Consider the following 20,009-nt stretch of genomic DNA (forward strand, 5'->3'; position numbering starts at 1 on the left):
CGAATTTCGAGGGTCACTACAGTTTGGTTCTTTTTCTTTGTACAGATTTTCTTCCAAACGAATTCTGGTTAAGAGATTAGTAAAATTAGAATAGCCAAAAGCTGTTCGTTCAATTTGTTTGAGCTTGCGGTTGAACCCTTCAAGGCAGCCGTTAGAATAAGGCAGTTTTGCTCCATTAAGCACAGCTTTTAGGTTATGTTTAAAGGTCAATAGTGTTTTGTGCATTAAAGTCCCAATTTGATCTTGGCAGTTGATTAATAATTTGAGCTCATGAGTATTGCCCGTTTCAACGGCTTGAATAAAGCTTTGCATCAGGTTATATGAATTCTCTAAGGTAGTGCTGGTATTGATGCCTTCTGTAACTACTTGTGCTTGAGTTAAGCAGTCTTTGTAGTGCCAGTTATAGTGAGGATGAACTTTTTCAAGTTCATCAAACTTCTTCAAGTATAATTTCCAAGGAGACTTAAGCAGCTGATATTGCCGCGATCTTTTATCAAAGGTCTTCATGACTTGGACTCTCAGCGAGTTGAATGAGCGCGTAAGCATTTGAATCATGTGAAAACGATCAATGACAATCTGTGCATTAGGAAAACAAGCTCTAACGATATCTTGATAGTAAAAATTAAGATCCATCGTGACCGTTTTAACGTTAGCTCTAGCTTGGAGCGAGAAACGACCAAAATACTTAAGCAGCGTCTTCTTGTAGCGAGTTCTAAGAATCTGAACAACTTGATGATTATCACCATCCAGGCAGATAAAGTGCAGCTAGCGGTAACTCATCAAAAGCTAAATGAGCTGGCAAATATTCGTAGCTGTCAATAAACCGGTGTGAATAGTTGCCCAGTACTCTTTGAACAGTATTAATTGAAATATTGTTTTCTCTGGCAATGCTGGTCATAGATCGATCTTCAGTTAAAGCTGACAACACTTTAAGCTTAGAGGCATTAGAAATAGAACAGTATTTATTTACCAATTCAGACTGAGCCATAGACCAGCGCTCACAAGTGCGACATTTAACTCGTTGCTTAGCTAATCTGATAATGACCGGTAAACTTGCAATAGCTATCGGATAGTGAATGTTGGTAATCAAATGGCCATTGTGTAAGAGATCTAGGGAGCCGCAGAAAGGACAAGCAGGTTGAAGCAATTCAGCTTCATAGATTTTATGCTTTTGCAGTTTGATCGATTTATAGAAATCACCTTTATTTATAAGAATTTGTGTGGAAACGATTTTTATTGAAGAGGACTATGTCCTCTTTTTTGCAATAAAAAATCCTGTTAACAGCTTATCATATAGATAAGTCATCAACAGGAAAAATTATAGAGCCAATATTTTGAGATTAATTGATAGGGGTTGAAAAGTAAATTTTATTTGTTATAGAAAATATAGAAAAAGGATTGTTCAAGAAATTATTTTACGAAACCTGCAGTGAACCAAGTGTTGGCACTAGGCTTAAGTGACCAGCCAGTGACCTTCTTGTTAACAGCAGTGATTGAGTATTGGTTGGTAGTTGGCACAACGTATGCTTCATCATACATCCACTTTTGCCACTTCTTGAAGGCATTAGCACGGTAAGTAGGATTGAAGGCCTTCTCTGAGTCGATATCAGCCAAAAGCTTAGTTTGCTTAGGTGAAACGAAACGAGCCAAGTTGTATGGTGCAGCTTCATTGTAAAGGTCGTTAGGGGATGGTTCACTTGAAAGTGACCAACCACCTTCGAAGACGTCGATTCTTGGATCGTCAGATTGGACAGCTTGTACCCAGTTGTTGAATTCCATTGGACGGCCGCCGACAAATTTAACATCCAAACCAACTTTCTTCCATTGTTGGATGTAGTTTCTCCAAACAGGTTCAGCGGTAGTTGAGTTGTTTCTAACAGCCAAGTTAATTACTAACTTCTTGCCGTTAGGTTGAACTCTGTATTCACCCTTCTTCTTGTAGCCGGCTTTATCCAATAATTCGTTAGCCTTCTTCAAGTTGTATGGGTAACCCTTGATTGACTTGTCAGTATAATCACCAAATTGTTCAGGGATCAAAGTGTTAACGCGGAAGGCCAAGCCGTGGTAGTAACGTTTAGCGACTGCATCAACGTTCATTGCATAAGCCATTGCCTTACGTAATGATGGATTATTCATCTTAGAATTCTTGTTTTCAACGTTTTTGCCAGCCTTTTTGTCCCATTTACCTACCTTAAAGCCTAAGTAGCTATAAGATAGAGGCACATTGCCGATAAAGTTAGTGTCAGTGGCATTCTTAACATCTTCCCATTGGGTATTAACGACACCAGCAACGTCGAACTTGTGACTCTTGATGGCTTGAGTAACTGAGTTGGTACCGATGACTGTCATGGATACCTTTTCCAAGTTTGGTGTACCACGCCAGTAATGCGGGTTACGTTCCCAAGTGACAGATTGACCACGAACAAGCTTGCTTACGCGGAATGGGCCGTAGAAGAGTGGTTGTTTTCTAACCTTGTCACTAGACATCAACTTGGAGAATGGTACGTCCTTTAAGTAATGGTAAGGTTCAGCGTATTCCCAGAAGTAACCGTTACCTGATTGAAGCATACCAGGCTTCATTTGTTTAAAGTGAATTACGACCTTGCGGCCATTTTCGCCATCAGGCATCTCAATACCAGAAATCTTCTTGCTCTTGCCTTCGTGATATTCTGCTAAACCAACAATGTCGGCAAGAGAATCGGTATAACGTTGTGACTTGGAGTCTTTATTAGCGATAATTTCATAAGCGTATTCCACGTCTTTAGCATTAACTTGCTTGCCGTCTGACCACTTAACACCCTTCTTAACCTCGATAGTTACGGTCTTGGCTTTACGGTCAAGCTTAAAGGTAGCAGCACCTTTATTGTTAATCTTGTATTGATCGTTGACTGAGAATAACCCTTCTTGTCCTGGTCCTGCAACTTCGGAGTCGGTAGCAGTATCAGATAATTCTGGCAAGAAAATACCAGTGAAGGGACTATCTGACTCGATAGCGTAATTTAAGGTCCCACCTTTTTTAACACTTTTCACAGGAACAGTTTGACTGAACTTGTGATGTGTATCTGCCGCATCATTAGTCTTGGCATTCTTATTATTACCACAGGCAACCAAACTTAAAGCTGCCCCAGAAACAAGTGCTAATGCACCAAAATATCGTTTTGCTTTACTCATTCAAAAAGCACCTCCAAATAAATTAAAAATATTTGAGTTTTATTCTATGATATTAAAATGAAAAAAACAATAGAAAAATGAATAAAAATGTGAAAAATATTATTTTTAAATTATTTTTGAAGCTAAGATTAGTTTTCTTTCTTGGCTAATTAGGCATAGAATAAGGAAATAACAGCTTTTTATGTTGGAGGAAAATATGGATACAGCCTGGAAAAAATTTAAAAATAATATTCCATTACGTCGATTTGTGGTACTGCTATTAATTATTGCCTGCCTTTATGAAATACGAGCAATGATGAACACAGTATTATTAACTTTTATTTTTACTTATGTGATCGTGCATTTAATTCATCTAGTGCAGCGGTATTTTCCTAAAATACCAACAGGTCTAATTGTTGCGGTAACATATCTAATTATCTTGGCGCTGCTTTATTTCGTGGTTACCATTTATTTGCCCATGTTAGTTGGCCAAATATCTAAAATGGTAAAGTCAGTGATGGCGTTTTATGAATCAAATGAATCATCGCGCTTAGCCAGCCATGTAACGCGTTATATCAGTAAAGGTGAGATTGTTACGCAGGCAAAGCGAGTTGGGACTTTTGCTCTGCATACGGTGACCAATTTTGGTAGTTTAACAATTGCTACCTTTATGTCCTTGATTTTAAGTTTCTTCTATACGATTGAATTAGATAGAATGATTGAATTTTCAAAGTTATTTGTTAAAAGTGGTTACTTTAAATGGCTTTTTGAGGATATTCGCTATTTTGGTAAAAAGTTTACCAATACTTTTGGTGTCGTTTTAGAGGCGCAATTCTTTATTGCCATTTGTAATACGGCCTTGACGATGATTGGTCTGGCATTTATGCATATGCCGCAAATTATTGCCTTAGGCTTAATGGTCTTTATTTTAAGTTTAGTGCCAGTAGCTGGTGTGATCATTTCTTTAATTCCATTAAGTATTATCGGCTATTCTGTTGGTGGCATTCGTTATGTGATTTATATCTTCATTATGATCATGATTATTCATGCAATTGAGGCCTATGTGTTGAATCCCAAATTTATGGCTAGCAAAACTGAATTACCAATTTTCTATACTTTTTTAGTTTTGTTAGTAGCTGAACACTTCTGGGGTACTTGGGGCCTGATTGTCGGTGTGCCGATCTTCACTTTCTTGCTTGATGTCTTAGGGATTAAATCGGCGAAGAAAAGTAAAAAGAAAGCGAGTAAATAATGAGAGTACTTTTGACAGGTGATAGCATTATTGCACGCCAGGAAGGAAAAAATGAACCGCACCTTAATTGGAATTTACAACAGCTTTTGCCTGAGATTGAACTAGAAAATACGGCTGTTTCGGGAATTAATTCTGGGGCATTTTTTGCCAAATTAAATGAATTAGTACTAAGCGTAAAGCAGTGCGATAATTTGGTGATCTTGCTGGGAACCAATGATTTGGCTATGCACAAACAAGTGCCAGCAAGGCAATTTAAGCAAAATATGGAAATTATTTCCTCGGCAATAATTTGTCAATATTACCCACCACATGTTCTGCTTGTTTCGCCGCCAGCTGTTGATGAAGCTAAGCAACGTGTACGGAATAATACGTTAGTAGCGGAATATGCTCAGATCGTGAAAGAAGTAGCACATGAGTATCATTTTCGTTATGCAGATCTGGCACAAGCTATGCGGGATACTGGCGATTTAAGCGAGATTTGTCAAGGAGTAAAAAACGATGGACTTCATTTTGGTGATCGTGGCTATGAGATTTTAGGAAAACTAATCGCTGAAAATTTGAAACAAATGTAAAAAGGATCGCAATTTGCGGTCCTTTATTTTTCGCTATTTTAATGTTGCCCAAAGCAAGCTTCCAGCTAGCGCAATGGCCAAGAACGGAATGAGCAAATAGGCAAAAAAGAAAAACATAATTCCTACGACTAGTAAAAAGCCGATAACTTTAATGAGACCAATTCCTAATTTAAAGAATAGCCAGAGTAAGAGTAATGTTAATAATAAAGAAAGCATATTAATACCTCCATAAATCTATGAGAGTATTTTACTACCAAATTGGACGAATAGAATAGTAGGAAGATTAATGCTTTAGAAAAATTTAGTTACCGGTAACAAGATAAATCATATTGAAAGCTCTTTCTGTAACCGCTATATTTTAACTATTGAAAGCGATTTAAGAAACGAGAGGAAAAATAAATGGAGGAGAAAAAAACTGGGTTACCTACGCTAGCTAGTACGACAATTTGGATGATTAGTTTGGGGTATTTGGGTGTGCAAATCGCCTTTACTTTGGAAACATCACAGATGAGTCGAATCTTCCAAACATTGGGTGCTGATCCAACTAAACTAGGCTGGTTCTTTATTTTACCGCCGTTAGCTGGATTGGTAGTGCAACCTGGAATTGGATCATTATCCGATCGAACTTGGATTCCTAAGATTGGACGGCGTTTGCCATATTTATTAGTCGGTATGATCTTTGCCGTAATTACTATGATTTTGTTACCAAATGTTGGTAGTTTTGGTCTAGGCTATGGTTCAATTGAGGCTCTAATATTTGGTGCTGTTGCAATCGCGATATTAGACGTGGCATCGAACATGGCAATGCAACCATTTAAAATGATGATTGGTGACATGGTCAATGATGAACAAAAGTCATATGCCTATGGGATTCAAAGCATGTTGTCCAACTTTGGTGCTGTTATTGCCGCATTTTTCCCGTTCTTGTTAACTAGTTTGGGTGTTGCTAATACTGCTAAAAAGGGTGTGGTACCACAATCAGTAATTATTTCATTTTATGTTGGTGCTGCCGTTTTAGTCATTACATCATTGTTCACGATATTCAGAGTACATGAATATGATCCAGAAACCTACGCTCGTTATCATGGAATTAAAGAATCTGATAATCAAGAAGGCGGTGGTTGGATTGAACTGCTTAAGAAGGCGCCAAAAGTCTTCTGGCAAGTGTCATTAGTTCAGTTCTTCTGCTGGATCTCTTTCCAATATCTATCAACTTACGCTACTGGTGCTATTGCACAAAATGTTTGGAATACGACCAATGCCTCCTCTGCAGGCTACCAGATTGCTGGTAACTGGTTTGGTGTTTTAACTGCTGTACAATCAATTGCGGCAGTAGTTTGGTCATATGTTTTAGCGAAGGTTCCAAATAATCACCACAAGCTAGGTTACGGTATCAGTTTGCTACTAGGTGGAGTAGGATATACTTCAATCTTCTTGATTCATTCTCAGGGGTTTTTAATTCTATCCTTCATTTTAATTGGCATCAGTTGGGCTGGTATGAATACTTATCCATTGACGATGGTATCTAATGCTTTATCAGGTAAACACATGGGAACATACTTAGGTTTGTTCAATTGCTCAATCTGCTTACCTCAAATTGTGGCATCACTGCTCAGCTTCATGATTTTCCCAATGGTGGGTAACTCCATGCCAGCAATGATGTTGATTACTGGTATTTCAGGCTTCTTAGGCGCTTTATCAGTTTTAGCAATTAAGGAAACTTACGTAAAATAGCATAATTTTTCCGATAAAAAAACAATAAAGGCATCATTTGGCTTTAGATAGCCAATTTGATGCTTTTTTGCGTATGCTAAATAAGCGTAGTTTGTATTTCTTTTTTATTAGGCCACGCGATACATGTAATATACTGCAGACTTGGCTTTTAAATTTCGTTTGTCTTTTCGCCTTTATTTTTGCAAAAAAAAGAATCGAATCCAAATGATTCGATTCCTAAAAAGATCAGTTTTTAAAAGTCAATAGCTTAACTTAATGACATTGCATTTTGAATAACTGTGGAGATTTTTTGGTATAAGTCCCTTAACGATGACCTCGGCTCTTATTATAATAAGAAAATCCGCAAATTCACAGTGTTCATATTATAGCTGTCGTTCACTCTTAACTTATAATCCTAAAATAACGTTCTAATCTGTGAAGTATTGCAGAATATCCTCCTCAGTTAGGCGTTTTTTGTCGTCGCCTTTGACATCAAAAACGATTCTACCATTGTTTAAAATGATAGTGCGGTTTCCGTATTTGATTGCGTCTTTTAATTGGTGAGTGATCATGATGCAAGTCAAATGCTCTTCTTGCACAACTTTATCAGTTAGTTCAAGCAATTCGCGGCTAGTATTTGGATCTAACGCCGCAGTATGCTCATCTAGTAAGAGCAAATCAGGGCGCTTAATTGTTGCCATTAAAAAACTTAATGTTTGTCGTTGACCACCAGAAAGATTACCCACAAAAGTATTTAAGCGTTCATTTAACCCATTAGGGAGTTGGGCCGCCTGGCGTTTAAATTCTTGCATATGTTTATCTAGGCCTCTTAAACGCAGACCGCGGTGTTCACCTCGTTTGGTTGCAAGTAATAAGTTTTCTGCAACAGTCATTCGCGGAGCTGTACCCATTTTAGGATCTTGGAATACTTGGGCAATATATTTAGCGCGTTTTACTTCAGAAAGATTGGTTAAATCTTGGTCTTTGAGCATTATTTTTCCGCTAGTAGGAAAAATAGAGCCATTGATAATATTTAGTAGCGTTGATTTACCAGCACCGTTGGTTCCTAAAAGAGTAACAAAATCTCCATCTTCAAGTTTTAGATTAATATTTTTGAGGATTTGCTTTTCTTCATTGGTACCAGCATTAACGGTAGTGGTAATATTTTGTAAATCAAGAATAGTACTCATGGTTTTTCAACGCCTTTCTTTAATAATTTACGAGTGCGAAATTTTTGTTCAAATAAAGGTAACATCATACAAATAGCAAGAATAATAGCGGAAATCAATTTAAAGTCGTTGGTACTAAAGCCAAGTTGGAGGACTAGGAGTAAGATAAGGCGATAAATAATACTACCGATAACAACTGCTACCAAGCGGGCAGTTAAACTTAAATTGCCGTAAACGACTTCACCAATAATGATGGCAGCTAGTCCGATAACCATAGTACCGATACCCATATTGACGTCGGCGTAGCCACCATTTTGGGCTAAAAGGCCGCCAGCTAAGCCAATCAAGCCATTAGAGAGCATTAGACCTAAGATTTTCATATTATCGGTATTAATGCCAAGTGATTGAGCCATTTTTTCGTTGTCACCAGTGGCAATAAAGGCTTGACCAAGATCAGTATCAAGGAAAACTGCTAGCAAAACGATGACGATAATGGCAATGATCAAACCAACAACAATAGTAGGAAAATTGATCGGTAATTTTTGTAAAAGCTGACCGTTTAGTAAAGTATTTTTGTTAAGTAAACCTACATTAGCCTTGCCTAGAATTCTAAGATTAACTGAGTAGACACTGGTCATCGTTAAAATACCAGCTAAAAGAACAGGGATTTTTCCTTTAGTATACAGTAAGCCGGTGACTAAGCCAGTGACCATGCCAGCGAAGAAGGAAAGAATGGTAGCTGCTAAAGGATTGACGCCATGAACTAACGCACTAACACAAATTGCGGCACCGAAGGGGAAGGTTCCTTCAACAGTCATGTCTGGGAAATTCAAAATTCTAAAAGTTAGGTAGAGGCCTAAGGCTAAAATACCCCAGAGTAAGCCTTGGCCAATAGAAGAAGTAATTAAGCTCATTTGATAATTCGTCCTTTCTTTTGGGCAGCTTGAATTACACTGTTAGGAATAGTGATGTTTAATTCACGAGCTATTTTTTCATTGATTACTGTTTCATAATGGGTTACGCGCTTGACGGGAAGAGTAGCAGGGTTTTTACCATGTAAAATTTGTCCTGCCATTTTTCCAGTTAAGATTCCCATGTCGAATTGACTGACACACCTGGTAGCGAGACCACCACTTTTAACCATAGTATCGGCAGCAGGAAAAACTGGGATCTTGGCACTGTTAGTAGCCTTTAATAAGGTGGCAATTCCACTAGCTACAGTATTGTCGGTTGGGACATAAACTGCTTGAACCTTGCCTACCATGGTTTGGGCAACTTGTTCGATATCATTGGTTGAAGTGATAGTGTAAGGGATAACTTTAAGTCCTTTTGCTTCAGCTAGTCGTCTGAATTCACGGTACTCTGATGCTGATGAATCATCACTTGAGGTGTAAATGACACCGATGTTTTTGGCTTTAGGTAGAATTTCTTGCATTAAGGCCAGCTGGCTGGCGATTGGCTGGCGGTCCTGGACACCGGTAATTTTACCGCCAGGATGTGTTAGACTTTTTACTAAATGAGCTCCAAGAGGATCGCTGACCGCGCCCATAACTACAGGGATGTTGCCAGAAGTATTAGCTAGAGATTGGACAGCAGGAGTGGCAATTCCAATAGTTACAGTTGCGTTTTCCTGGCTAAAGCGATCGCTCATTGATTTCAGATTACTTTGATCACCTTGGGCATTTTGAAAATCAATTTTAAGATTTTTTCCTTCGATATATCCTTCATCTTTGAGTCCTTGAATAATGCCTCGATGGATCTGATCTAGAGCGGGGTGGCTCATTGTTTGCAAGATACCGATAGTTGGCGTTTTCTTTTCCGCATTTTTCTTATTTACTTCACTGACAAATGCAACTGCCAGAAAAGCAAAAAGAGCAATAATTGTTCCGATTAACCTTTTCATTCTTTTTCTCCTTCAAACAAAAAAGGCACTTCCTTTTTTCGGGAAATGCCTAAAACAAAACCCGCACGTTATTTTCCGTGCGGGCAATATTTCTTGAAGATTTTACCAGCACAGATACGATCTTAATGAGTCGCATCTGTACTTCACGAACAGAAACAACTCTAGTGCTGGAATTGCCAACGATTGATTGCTGTAAATTTAATCATGATAAAATCTTCCTTTCGTTCAAATTTGTTAGCTAAATTTTAAGTAATTATGAGAAAGATGTCAAATGATTTTTTTATTAACCATGCTATAATAATTATTCTAACAATCATCATAGAAAGAAGGGACCAGATTGCGTTACAAACAAATTATTTTTGATGTAGATGACACAATTATCGATTTTGCGGCAACTGAAGATTTTGCTTTACATAGCTTGTTTAACGCTCATCACTGGCCTTTATCTGCGGAATTGCAGCGGCAGTACCATTCTTATAATCAAGGACTTTGGCGCCGGCTTGAACAAGGTGAACTAACTTATGAAGAGTTAAGTGAAATGACTTTCCATGATTTCATTTTGGATCATTTTGGTATTGAGATTGATGGCAAGAAGGCAATGGATGAATATCGTTCATACTTTGGCGAAGCACACCAATTATTGCCAGGGGTTGAGGACACCTTGATTTTTGCTAAAAAGCAGGGCTATAAGCTGACCGTTTTGAGCAATGGTGAAAAATTCATGCAAAATCACCGGTTGGAGCTTGCTGGTGTGAAAAAATATTTTGACCTAATTGTTACGTCAGAAGAAGCCCACTATTCTAAGCCTAACCCACATGCTTTTGATTATTTCTTCAGTCGTACGGAAATTGGTCCGAGTGAGACTGTCTTTTTTGGGGACGGCCTACAATCTGATATTTTAGGTGCAGAAAAATATGGCTTTGATAGTATTTGGTACAATCATCGCCATCGAAAAAATACTTTGAATTTGCATCCAATTTTTGAGGTAGAAACCTATCCAGAACTTGTTAAATTAATGCAGAATGATTTTGAGAAGAAGTACTAATCATTATACTTTTTGCTCTTCAAGAAGATGCCCCAACCAATAGTTAATAAGCTGGCAAAAATTATTAAAATCCAAAAGCCGTTTTCATTTTCTTTACCTGGTAAGCCGCCGACATTCATGCCCCAAATGCCACTGATTAAAGCGGGAAGAGCAATTACCAGGGCAGCTGAATCTAAATATTTCATTAAATGGTTCAAGTGACTGTCCATCATGGCGGTAAAGAGGCCGCTAATGGAATCGAGCAAGTCAGTATAAACATGAATCATTTTGGTAATTCGTTTTTGCTTGGTCATGATACTTTTGACGCGGGCTTGATTTGCTAGCTTGTTTTCTACTAAATAATTGCCAAATTCTTCTAGACTAGGTGTTTGATCATCTAAGGTATGCTTTAAGTAAACTAGCTGGCGAGTTAAATCTGTTACTTTTTTTAATTCTTTGGTCTTAGTTGTCTTTCTAGCAGCTTGATCTAAACGATCAATTTCTTGTTTGATGGTTACTAATTCTGACCGAATGTGTTTAATTTGAATACACAAGCTTTGGAAAATAGTTTCAATAATATTTTCTTGTGGCTTTAATTCTGAGCAGCTTGCTGTTGTACCAATAAAAAGATGATTTTCGTCAAAGATAGTGAAAACTGGAATTAATTTTTGTTCAATAGGTAAGTCAGCGCTTAATAGATCAAAGCTGACTAGTAGGTGACCATTTTTTAGTTTATTAGAATCAATAGGGATAAAACGAGCAACCTCAATCGAGGAATTAGGGTAAGTGAAAATTGTAGGATCTAGATCCCATTTTTTGATTAAATGATCGATATCGTTTTGCGTCAATTGATCTTTTAAAATTATATTCTGACTACGCGTGGTGCTAGTTAAATCGTTTTAGTTAATAAAAAAATCCAATCTTGTTAGACTCGACTTGTAAATAGTAATAATAGAAAAGAGTCTGATCTGATTGAACTGCCTTAAGCTTAAGCGTTTTAGCCACCATTTACAAGTTAGTTTTAAAGATTTAGTGATAATTTGTCGGCACTGGTATCGTTTGTATGCACCGGCTGAGTTTACTCATCGGCGAAATATTGATCAAATTAAAACTACGGACAGTCTGATTTTGGCTTTACTTATCTGGCAAGCTAAGACAGGAATTGAATCACAAAGAAGATTCTGTGAATGTTTCAATTGTTTATCACACTCACGTTTTAATCGGCGTTCACGTCAGCTATTGCAATTGATTTATCAGATACGGCAAGAAATGAATAAAAAGGTTGACCTGAATGGACATTTCTTGATCATTGACAGCTTTCCGGTACCTGTTTGCCAACCAATTCGCAACTATCGTGCTAAAATTTTTCGCGGTTATGCCAACATTGGTTATAAGGCCACCAAGAAAATTTACTTCTATGGTTTCAAAGTTCATGCCATTGTTAGCGATGACGGTTACATTCTTGATTATGTCGTAACAAAAGCATCAGTTCATGATGCCAAGGAGACAGTTGAACTGATGGAAAATGCACATCCATCTAATTACTATCTTCTTGGCGACGAAGGCTATTTAGGCAAAGAACTGCATCAACAGCTAAAACAAATGGGTTATGAACTTTGGACACCATATCGTAAAAATATGACAGGAGCTAAAAAGCACAATGATCATCAATTGATGGCTATTCGCAGAACAATTGAAAGCGACTTTTCGCTTCTGACCTATTACAATGCCGAGAACAATCGAGCACGTAGTCTGATAGGCTTTCAAAGCCGGTTGGAAATTGCAATTTTAGCTTATAATTTGGCTTATTGTCTAGAAAGATTTAACTAGCACCACGCGTATTCTGACTATTAGTAAGCATATTTGTTCACCTCTGTTTCTTTTTTAGTTTAAGATTAACATGTAATGTTTTTTAGACTGAATTAAGTTGACTTGAAAATATGTTTTTTTAACAAAAAATATAGAAAGGTGAGAATATGGAATTACATTCACTTACTGATACTTATACCCTAAATAATGGTGTAGAGATCCCTGTAATTGGCTTTGGTACTTGGCAAACACCAAGTGGAGAAGTTGCAAGAGAATCTGTTGAAGCCGCACTTGAGGCGGGATACCGTCACATTGATACTGCAGCAGCTTACGGCAATGAAGAAAGTGTTGGCGAAGCAATTAAACGTAGCGGCGTTAACCGCCATGAATTATTTGTAACTACTAAATTGTGGAATTCCGATCATGGTTATGACAAGACTAAAAAGGCAATTGATACTAGTCTAGAAAAATTAGATTTAGACTACCTTGATCTTTATTTAATTCACTGGCCAAATCCTGCCAATATGCGTGACCATTGGGCAGAATTAAATGCTGAAAGCTGGCAAGCAATGGAAGAAGCAGTGAAGGCTGGCAAGATTCGCGCAATTGGTGTATCCAACTTTAGAAAGCATCACCTGGATGAATTAATGAAGACTGCTGAGATTAAGCCGGTAGTTAACCAAAGTTACTTGAATCCGAGTGATTTGCAACCGGAAGTAACGGCCGCAAGCAAGGAATATGATTTGCTTAATGAGGCTTACAGTCCTTTGGGTACAGGTGGTTTATTAGGCAATGAGGTAGTTAATGCAGTTGCTGAAAACTATGGTAAGTCACCAGCCCAAATCTTGATTCGCTGGTCCTTACAACATGGCTTTTTGCCATTGCCTAAGTCAGTACACCCTAAGTATATTGCGGCTAATGCGGATGTCTTTGACTTTGAGATTAGTCCAGAAGATATGGAGAAGCTTGATGGTTTACATGGGGCAAGTAAGTTGGCTAATGATCCGGATCAGGTAGATTTTTAAAGTTAAGAAAATTGAATTATCACAAGAAGTATCTTATTTTTGAAGTAAGATACTTTTTTATTAGGTGAAAAAATGAAGAAAATTACAACAGGAATTGTAGCTCACGTTGACGCGGGCAAAACGACTCTTTCTGAGGCTCTGCTGTACAAGGCAGGAAATTTGCGGACGCTAGGAAGAGTAGACAATGGGGATGCTTTTTTAGATACAGATCAATTGGAGAAAAAACGTGGCATTACCATTTTTTCTCATGAAGCTAAATTAACGACTGATGATTTAGAAATTACGTTGTTGGACACACCGGGACACGTTGATTTCAGTGCACAAACAGAAGAAACGCTGAGTGTACTTGATTATGCTATCTTGGTTATTTCAATTACAGATGGTGTAACTAGTTACACTCGTACTTTGTGGCATTTGCTCAAGCGATATCAGGTACCAGTTTTTATTTTTGTGAATAAGGTTGATGCGATAGGCGCTGATCGAGGGATGGCGTTGGTTGATATTCAAAAGAACTTAAGTGAGAGTTGCGTTGATTTTTCGAAGATTGATGATGAATTTTATGAAAATGTGGCTGCCACAGATGATGCCTTGCTTGAGAAGTATTTGGATAGTGGTGCCATTTATGATCAGGACGTGCAGAATGCAATTGTGCAGCGGAAAGTTTTTCCAATTTATTTTGGTTCTGCGTTGAAATTAACGGGAATTACGGAATTTTTGGCTGGTTTTAGTAAATGGACTAAGGAAAAGGAATTCTCTGATAAGTTTGCGGCACGGTGTTTTAAGATCTCACATGATGCTAAGGGTGAACGCTTAACTTGGTTGCGAATTTTGGGTGGCAGCTTAAAAGCCAAGACTGAATTAGCTGGTGAGAAAATTAATCAGCTGCGTAGTTATAATGGTGAAAAATTTGTAACTATTACTGAAGCAGCTGCTGGAGAGATCGTTGCTGCAACAGGATTGGCAAAGACGTATCCAGGACAAGAATTCGGCGTGGGGGATGCACCAACTGCACTGCTTAAGCCAGTTTTGACCTATAAAGTTAATCCCCAGGATAATGATCTTCACGCTTGCTTAAAAGCTCTGCAAACCTTGGAAGATGAAGATCCACAGCTGCATGTGACTTGGTCCGAACATTTGCAAGAAATCCACGTGCAAGTGATGGGAAAGATTCAATTAGAAATTTTAGAACAGTTAATGCAAGAACGTTTTGATTTGAATATTGTTTTTGAACAGGGAAGTATTCTTTATCAAGAAACAATCACTAAACCAATTGAAGCAGTAGGCCACTTTGAACCGCTACGTCACTACGCGGAAGTTCATCTTTTACTGGAGCCACTGCCACGTAATAGCGGTATTGTTTTTGAAAATAAATGCAGTTTAGAAGTTTTGACTAAAAATTGGCAACATCAAATCATGACGGCATTGAAGTCTAAAGAACATCTTGGTGTTTTGACAGCTTCGCCGATTACAGATATGAAGATTACCTTGATCGGTGGTAAAGGCTCAATTGTACATTCGGTTGGTGGCGATTTCCGTGAAGCAACTTATCGTGCAGTGCGGCAGGGCTTGATGGAAGAAAAATTGCGCCAGCAAACTATTTTGCTCGAACCGTGGTATGATTTCCGCTTAGAAATAGGAAAAGATCAGGTAGGGCGTGCTTTAAATGATATTCAGCGCATGAATGGAAAATTTAGTACGCCTGAAAATATTGGTGAACGAACAGTCATATCCGGTTCTGCACCGGTAGCTGAAATGCAAGATTATGCGACAGAAGTGCGCAATTATACGCATGGTGAAGGTAATCTTGAATGCGTAGTCAGTGGTTATTTGCCTTGTCACAATGCGGCAGAAATTATTGAGGAAAAGAATTATGATCCCGTTTCTGATCTGGAGAATACGCCTAACTCTGTCTTTTGTTCACATGGTGCAGGTCACACCGTCACTTGGGATAAGGTGCCAGAGACTGCACAATATCCTTATACTTATCCATTAGATTAGCATGATACCATGAATTGCTTATCTTGTTACATGTGAAACATTAAAAATGCGGCATAGTGTTTTTCTTATTAAAAAGTGCAACTTGAAATAAGCGAAATATTTGACTAGTTATGAAAGAAATTTCATTTTATTAGCAAAATACTGCTAGAAAATCGCTTGCATAGTAAGATAAAGGTACGATAGAAAGGTGATAAAACATGACACAAATACCTTTTAAAGCTGTAGCGGTTGATCTAGATGGCACTTTTTTGACCGAAAAAAAGACTTTTGATCATGCGCTATTTGCAAAAGTTTTACGAAAATTGCAAGCTAATCAAATACCGTTTATCTGTGCAACAGGTAACCAACTAATTCGTTCGCATGAATATTTTGACGAGTTTACTAATGAAGTAGATTACGTGTCTGAAAATGGGGCAATTCTAGAAGCCGATGGCAAAGTATTTAAGCGGATTGCGATTGACTATGATACTGCACAAAAATTGCTACATTTTATTCAAACAGAATACCCTGAAGCGATCATTATGGTTAGCGCACAGCATCATTGCTATATTTTGAAGAGTATGGATCAAGCGGATAAAGACGACATTAGAATTTATTATCGTGATGTTCAGGAAATCGATCAGTTTACTGACATTGATCCAACCGATGCGATCTTGAAGGTTTGTCTGACAGCTGATGATGAACTGGCACAGGTGATTCAGGATCGGTTTAATGAAAAATATGGCGACTGTATTCGCGGTACTAGCAGTGGTAATATGACAATTGACTTGGTGCATAAGGGGATTAATAAAGCTGCGGGGATCGCCGAGATGCTTAAGCATTATGGCATTGAACAAAAGGACTTAATTGCTTTTGGCGATGGCGAAAACGATATTGATATGCTTAAAGCTTGTGGTTATAGCTATGCAATGAAGAATGCGAATGAGAAGACTAAGGCGGTAGCAAAGTATGAGGCACCTTCGAATGATGACAATGGTGTGTTGCAGATTTTGGCTAAGTATTTAGATGTTGAATAAAAAATTCAAATTAAATAGTGAATCGATTATCTGATGAGATATTGATTCACTATTTTTTTGTAATGAGAATGTGACTTTAAAAAATGATGATTCAAAGTGACAATTATGTTAAAAACATTAAAATTGTAATTGACATTTAATCTATTATAAAATTAACTAACATTTAACAAAATTATTTTTTATTAGATGTTAGTGGAGGAAAGAAGATGAATTTGAAAAAGATTTTGTGTACTACATTGGCAACTGTTACATTAGGAACAGCTTTTTCTAGTGTATTGGCAACTCCAACTTATGCTAGTGAAGCGAATGTTGAAGAAAATGATGAAGTTACTCAAAAAGAACTAGCTCAAGCGATTGATAAACTAGCTCAGGCCTTTAAAGAAGCACATGACGCAAATCCAGATATGGATGAAGTTCAATTATCTAAGGGAGTTTTATCATACGCTACTGGTGAAATTAAATTGCCAACAGAGCGAGAGTTGCGACTTCAAATGCTGTATGGGTCTGCTTTTTTTTCAGCAGAAGGTTTTGGCAAATGTTTGTTAAAACAATATGGCATAATGGGAGCAGAAAATTATGCTAAGGTATTGTACAGTCCTCAAATAAAAAAATTATTGCGGTCACATGCTTGGGAAAAAGCAGCAAGTCTTATGGTTAAAGCATTTGCAAAAGTAGCTGGAAAAAAATTAGCAAAACAATTTGCTGAAAAGATAGCTGGATCATTGGTACCAGGGGTTGGTTGGGTTTCATTAGGTTGGGCTGTTGCTAACTGTGGTATAAAGTCTAGATAAATTAGAGTATGAAAAGTAAGCTAAAGAAACTATTTAATAGTTGGCTATTTTGTATGATTATTACAAACATAGTTATTATTTTAATAATTACTATTTGGAATTTATATCATTGTTATGGAATGATGATTTATGGTGATAGTTTTGCAGAAGCAACTAAATTTTTTTGGGAGGTTGAAATTATTGATAGTGCTGTTGCATTATCAGTCTTTAATATTTATGCTATTATTCGAAAATTTATTAAGAAATAGTATTAAATTAAGAGCTTCTAAGTTTTAAACTGCTAAATTTCTGATGCTAAGTTTTTTAATTAAAGTTTTTGAAGCTATATTATAATCAGTATAGCAACGAAGTAATTAGGGTATTCAAGCATACTCAAGAAGCTTTACCAGTTATGATGGTAAGGCTTCTTTTTTCGCTAGAGACAACTATATAATGTGAGGGGGATACGAAGTGATTAAGTTGACAAACATGTCCCCGCTTTATTTCGGCGTAGTCGTGCAAGATAGTATTTGCAGATTATATGTTGAGAATACTGTTATTGCAGGGGTGAAAAGTTCATTACTGTAATAGAGTAGAGGGAGATTAATTCTCGCCCCCTCTCATTGCACCGGACGTACGGTTCCGTATCCGGCGCTACATTTGTAATTCTTTACGAGTTAAATAGTATTTCAGCGGATCGACCAAACCTGGGCGATCCGCTTTGCTTATGCCCAATACTTTTGGGCTAAGCAAAAAGTTAATGACATGCCCTGTACTGCGCTTATACCAACCCAGTCGTGTGTTAGCTGTTTTATGAATATCTTCATCACTAAAGTTGCACTTTAATACCTTGTTTATCCGCATTAAGTTAGTGTATATTCGTTTTGGTAGTTTCCATTGTTTAATGATTACCACCCGTACTTTATGACGCAGCCATTGACTAAATTTAATTAGAAAGCTTTTCATACCACCAATTTTAAAGTAGTTGATCCAGCCTCTGACCACTTGATTTACCTTGGTAAAGACTAGTGATAAAGGCTGGGCAGCTGCTTTCTTACGGCAGAGAAGCTCTCTAATTTTGTCGTAAAGCTTGGCTTTACGGTTGTCTTTAGGACTTCGACTTGGTATGACCAGGTTTTTATACGTAGGCTCAGAAAACTTGCTAGCCACTTCCTTCACCCATAGCGTCATCGCTACCGGCTTGTGGTTCACTACACTTGGCGACAACTACCCGTGATTCAAACTTTCATTGAACTAGATAAATGCCATGCCCGACACACATATGCAAAAAAGACTTGAGAATTAATTTTCCCAAGGCTTTTAGTTTGCTTTATTAACTGCTCTGAAAATATTAAGTCCGCTAATTAGAATAATGAATCCACAAGCTAAAATCAGAACCGTTTCACCAGAGCTGTCTAACAAAATTCCGGCAACAATTGAACTAATCGGTCCACCAATAGAGGTACTGGTACGAATAGTAGTTAGCACTCTGCCTAATATTTCATCGTCCACAGTAATCTGAATCAATGATTCTGCCAAAATATTGTGAATACTCGTCATTAGCCCAAATAAGAAAATTAGTCCTGTGAATATCAACCAATTGTTACTGAAGAAAATTATCAAAAGTAATGGTACTGCACTAGCTATCCAAGTAAAACCAATTGTTTTTACCCGTACGGATAATCTTCCTGCAATAGTTGCACCTATTACAAAGCCAATCATAAAACTGATATAGAACATACTGTATAGTCCCGCTTGACCATTTTGTTGAGCAATTCTTGGCAACAGAATGGCCATTGCTGGCGTTATAAAAGAATACAGGATTGAGGACCAGAAGTAATGACTTAAGAAATAATTTGTTTTAATAAACTTATAGCCATTAAGAATTTGATTGAGGTATTTTGCCTCTGCTTTTTTGACTTTAGGTCTATCTTTAATTTCTTTTAGGGCGTAAAATAGAAAAACAAAACTGATTAGGCTCAGTAGACTGCAGATCAACATTACATTAGCTGAAATTAAAAAAGTTAATAAAAATCCAGAAAGAGCAGTTCCCGCTACATTCACAAGCTGGTCGATGTTGCTAACTTTAGAAATTAGATTATTTAATTCTTGGTCATCAGCCGTTGTTTCTTTTAAAATAGCCCGGTCAGCTGGATTAAAAAATTCATCGCAGACAGATACTATTCCTGCGCAGATTAATGCCAAAATATAACTTTTGCTAAGTTGGTAAACTGCAATTGTTGTGGCAAATAGGAAAACAGTTTGAACAAGAATTGAATAGTAACTTGTCCTTTTGAATGAATAATGATCGATAATGGGGCCGTAGAATATTGATAAGGCGGCAGTGGTGGAAAAGATGGCTTCCGCAATTCCGACGACAAAGGAACTTTTGGTGGAAGTTTGCAGCCACCAGATAAAGACCATGCTGAAGAGGGAATTAGCTAGTCCGCCAACGGCACGCGAGAAAAAATATGATTTCTTTTTTAACATTTTATTTATCCTATTCTCATTTTTATTTTCCAATTAGGATCAATTTAATAAAAATAGTGCAAAAAAAGACTTGAGAAGTAATTTTTCCCAAGTCTTTTAGTTTGTCTTAATTTAGGTT

Annotated in this window: 18 protein-coding genes and 1 pseudogene; 10 read left to right on the top strand and 9 right to left on the bottom strand. The window is 37.4% G+C overall.

Annotation, left to right across the window (positions count from 1 at the left end; all coding sequences use genetic code 11):
* Positions 1-21: 21 nt before the first annotated feature.
* Positions 22-1,216, bottom strand: a pseudogene (locus J6L97_RS00280) (ISL3 family transposase); the annotation flags it as partial.
* 194 nt (positions 1,217-1,410) lie between these two features.
* A complete protein-coding gene (locus J6L97_RS00285; protein ID WP_057726944.1) occupies positions 1,411-3,171 on the bottom strand; it encodes an oligopeptide ABC transporter substrate-binding protein in 1,761 nt (586 codons plus the stop codon).
* A gap of 196 nt (positions 3,172-3,367) precedes the next feature.
* Here J6L97_RS00285 and J6L97_RS00290 point away from each other — a divergent pair, with 196 nt between their 5' ends.
* Positions 3,368-4,402, top strand: a complete 1,035-nt coding sequence (locus J6L97_RS00290; RefSeq protein WP_057726948.1) for an AI-2E family transporter — start codon at positions 3,368-3,370, stop codon at positions 4,400-4,402.
* A complete protein-coding gene (locus J6L97_RS00295) occupies positions 4,402-4,974 on the top strand; it encodes an SGNH/GDSL hydrolase family protein (RefSeq protein ID WP_013085611.1) in 573 nt (190 codons plus the stop codon). The genes J6L97_RS00290 and J6L97_RS00295 overlap by 1 nt, the downstream gene beginning before the upstream one ends.
* A 33-nt stretch (positions 4,975-5,007) precedes the next feature.
* Here J6L97_RS00295 and J6L97_RS00300 read toward each other — a convergent pair whose 3' ends face one another.
* A complete protein-coding gene (locus tag J6L97_RS00300; protein WP_013085612.1) occupies positions 5,008-5,190 on the bottom strand; it encodes a hypothetical protein in 183 nt (60 codons plus the stop codon).
* A 183-nt stretch (positions 5,191-5,373) separates the two neighbouring features.
* On the opposite strand from J6L97_RS00300, the gene J6L97_RS00305 reads away from it, so the two are divergent.
* Positions 5,374-6,708: an SLC45 family MFS transporter gene (locus J6L97_RS00305; protein WP_005720622.1), complete on the top strand. Its 1,335-nt coding sequence runs from the start codon at positions 5,374-5,376 to the stop codon at positions 6,706-6,708.
* Between the two features lie 407 nt (positions 6,709-7,115).
* On the opposite strand, the gene J6L97_RS00310 is transcribed toward J6L97_RS00305, so the two are convergent.
* The 3 genes from J6L97_RS00310 to trpX are packed head-to-tail and all read right to left on the bottom strand — an operon-like array spanning position 7,116 to position 9,759.
* Positions 7,116-7,877, bottom strand: a complete 762-nt coding sequence (locus tag J6L97_RS00310) for an ABC transporter ATP-binding protein (RefSeq protein WP_013085614.1) — start codon at positions 7,875-7,877, stop codon at positions 7,116-7,118.
* A complete protein-coding gene (locus tag J6L97_RS00315; RefSeq protein WP_013085615.1) occupies positions 7,874-8,770 on the bottom strand; it encodes an ABC transporter permease in 897 nt (298 codons plus the stop codon). Before J6L97_RS00315 ends, J6L97_RS00310 begins: the two co-directional genes overlap by 4 nt.
* On the bottom strand, positions 8,767-9,759 hold the full coding sequence (gene trpX / locus J6L97_RS00320) for a tryptophan ABC transporter substrate-binding protein (protein ID WP_057726945.1): 993 nt from the start codon (positions 9,757-9,759) through the stop codon (positions 8,767-8,769). The genes J6L97_RS00315 and trpX overlap by 4 nt, the downstream gene beginning before the upstream one ends.
* A 337-nt stretch (positions 9,760-10,096) precedes the next feature.
* On the opposite strand from trpX, the gene J6L97_RS00325 reads away from it, so the two are divergent.
* Positions 10,097-10,804 (top strand): YjjG family noncanonical pyrimidine nucleotidase, encoded by a 708-nt coding sequence (locus J6L97_RS00325; protein ID WP_057726946.1) that lies wholly within the window; start codon positions 10,097-10,099, stop codon positions 10,802-10,804.
* On the opposite strand, the gene J6L97_RS00330 is transcribed toward J6L97_RS00325, so the two are convergent.
* The gene (locus tag J6L97_RS00330; RefSeq protein ID WP_223876376.1) at positions 10,801-11,631 is read right to left on the bottom strand and encodes a CorA family divalent cation transporter; all 831 of its coding nucleotides are present in this window, start codon (positions 11,629-11,631) and stop codon (positions 10,801-10,803) included. The two genes, J6L97_RS00325 and J6L97_RS00330, sit on opposite strands and share 4 nt — an antisense overlap.
* Before the next feature lie 124 nt (positions 11,632-11,755).
* Between J6L97_RS00330 and J6L97_RS00335 the strand changes: the two genes are divergently transcribed.
* The 6 genes from J6L97_RS00335 (at position 11,756) to J6L97_RS00360 (ending at position 17,670) form a co-directional block, all read left to right on the top strand.
* Positions 11,756-12,613 carry an IS982 family transposase gene (locus tag J6L97_RS00335; protein WP_118992340.1) on the top strand — a complete coding sequence of 286 codons (858 nt, stop codon included), beginning with the start codon at positions 11,756-11,758 and terminating at the stop codon, positions 12,611-12,613.
* 146 nt (positions 12,614-12,759) lie between these two features.
* The gene (locus J6L97_RS00340; protein WP_057726855.1) at positions 12,760-13,617 is read left to right on the top strand and encodes an aldo/keto reductase; all 858 of its coding nucleotides are present in this window, start codon (positions 12,760-12,762) and stop codon (positions 13,615-13,617) included.
* 72 nt (positions 13,618-13,689) lie between these two features.
* Positions 13,690-15,615 (top strand): GTP-binding protein, encoded by a 1,926-nt coding sequence (locus J6L97_RS00345; RefSeq protein ID WP_057726854.1) that lies wholly within the window; start codon positions 13,690-13,692, stop codon positions 15,613-15,615.
* 197 nt (positions 15,616-15,812) lie between these two features.
* Positions 15,813-16,631: a Cof-type HAD-IIB family hydrolase gene (locus tag J6L97_RS00350; protein ID WP_057726853.1), complete on the top strand. Its 819-nt coding sequence runs from the start codon at positions 15,813-15,815 to the stop codon at positions 16,629-16,631.
* A gap of 206 nt (positions 16,632-16,837) precedes the next feature.
* Positions 16,838-17,422, top strand: a complete 585-nt coding sequence (locus J6L97_RS00355; RefSeq protein WP_223876368.1) for a hypothetical protein — start codon at positions 16,838-16,840, stop codon at positions 17,420-17,422.
* An 8-nt stretch (positions 17,423-17,430) separates the two neighbouring features.
* Complete coding sequence (locus J6L97_RS00360) at positions 17,431-17,670, top strand: hypothetical protein (RefSeq protein ID WP_068813084.1); 240 nt, start codon at positions 17,431-17,433, stop codon at positions 17,668-17,670.
* Between the two features lie 385 nt (positions 17,671-18,055).
* On the opposite strand, the gene J6L97_RS00365 is transcribed toward J6L97_RS00360, so the two are convergent.
* Positions 18,056-18,592, bottom strand: a complete 537-nt coding sequence (locus J6L97_RS00365; RefSeq protein ID WP_223845404.1) for a group II intron maturase-specific domain-containing protein — start codon at positions 18,590-18,592, stop codon at positions 18,056-18,058.
* Between the two features lie 129 nt (positions 18,593-18,721).
* Positions 18,722-19,891: an MFS transporter gene (locus tag J6L97_RS00370; protein ID WP_057726851.1), complete on the bottom strand. Its 1,170-nt coding sequence runs from the start codon at positions 19,889-19,891 to the stop codon at positions 18,722-18,724.
* Between the last annotated feature and the right edge of the window lie 118 nt (positions 19,892-20,009).

This window comes from Lactobacillus crispatus (genome assembly GCF_018987235.1).
GTDB classification, from domain to species: domain Bacteria; phylum Bacillota; class Bacilli; order Lactobacillales; family Lactobacillaceae; genus Lactobacillus; species Lactobacillus crispatus.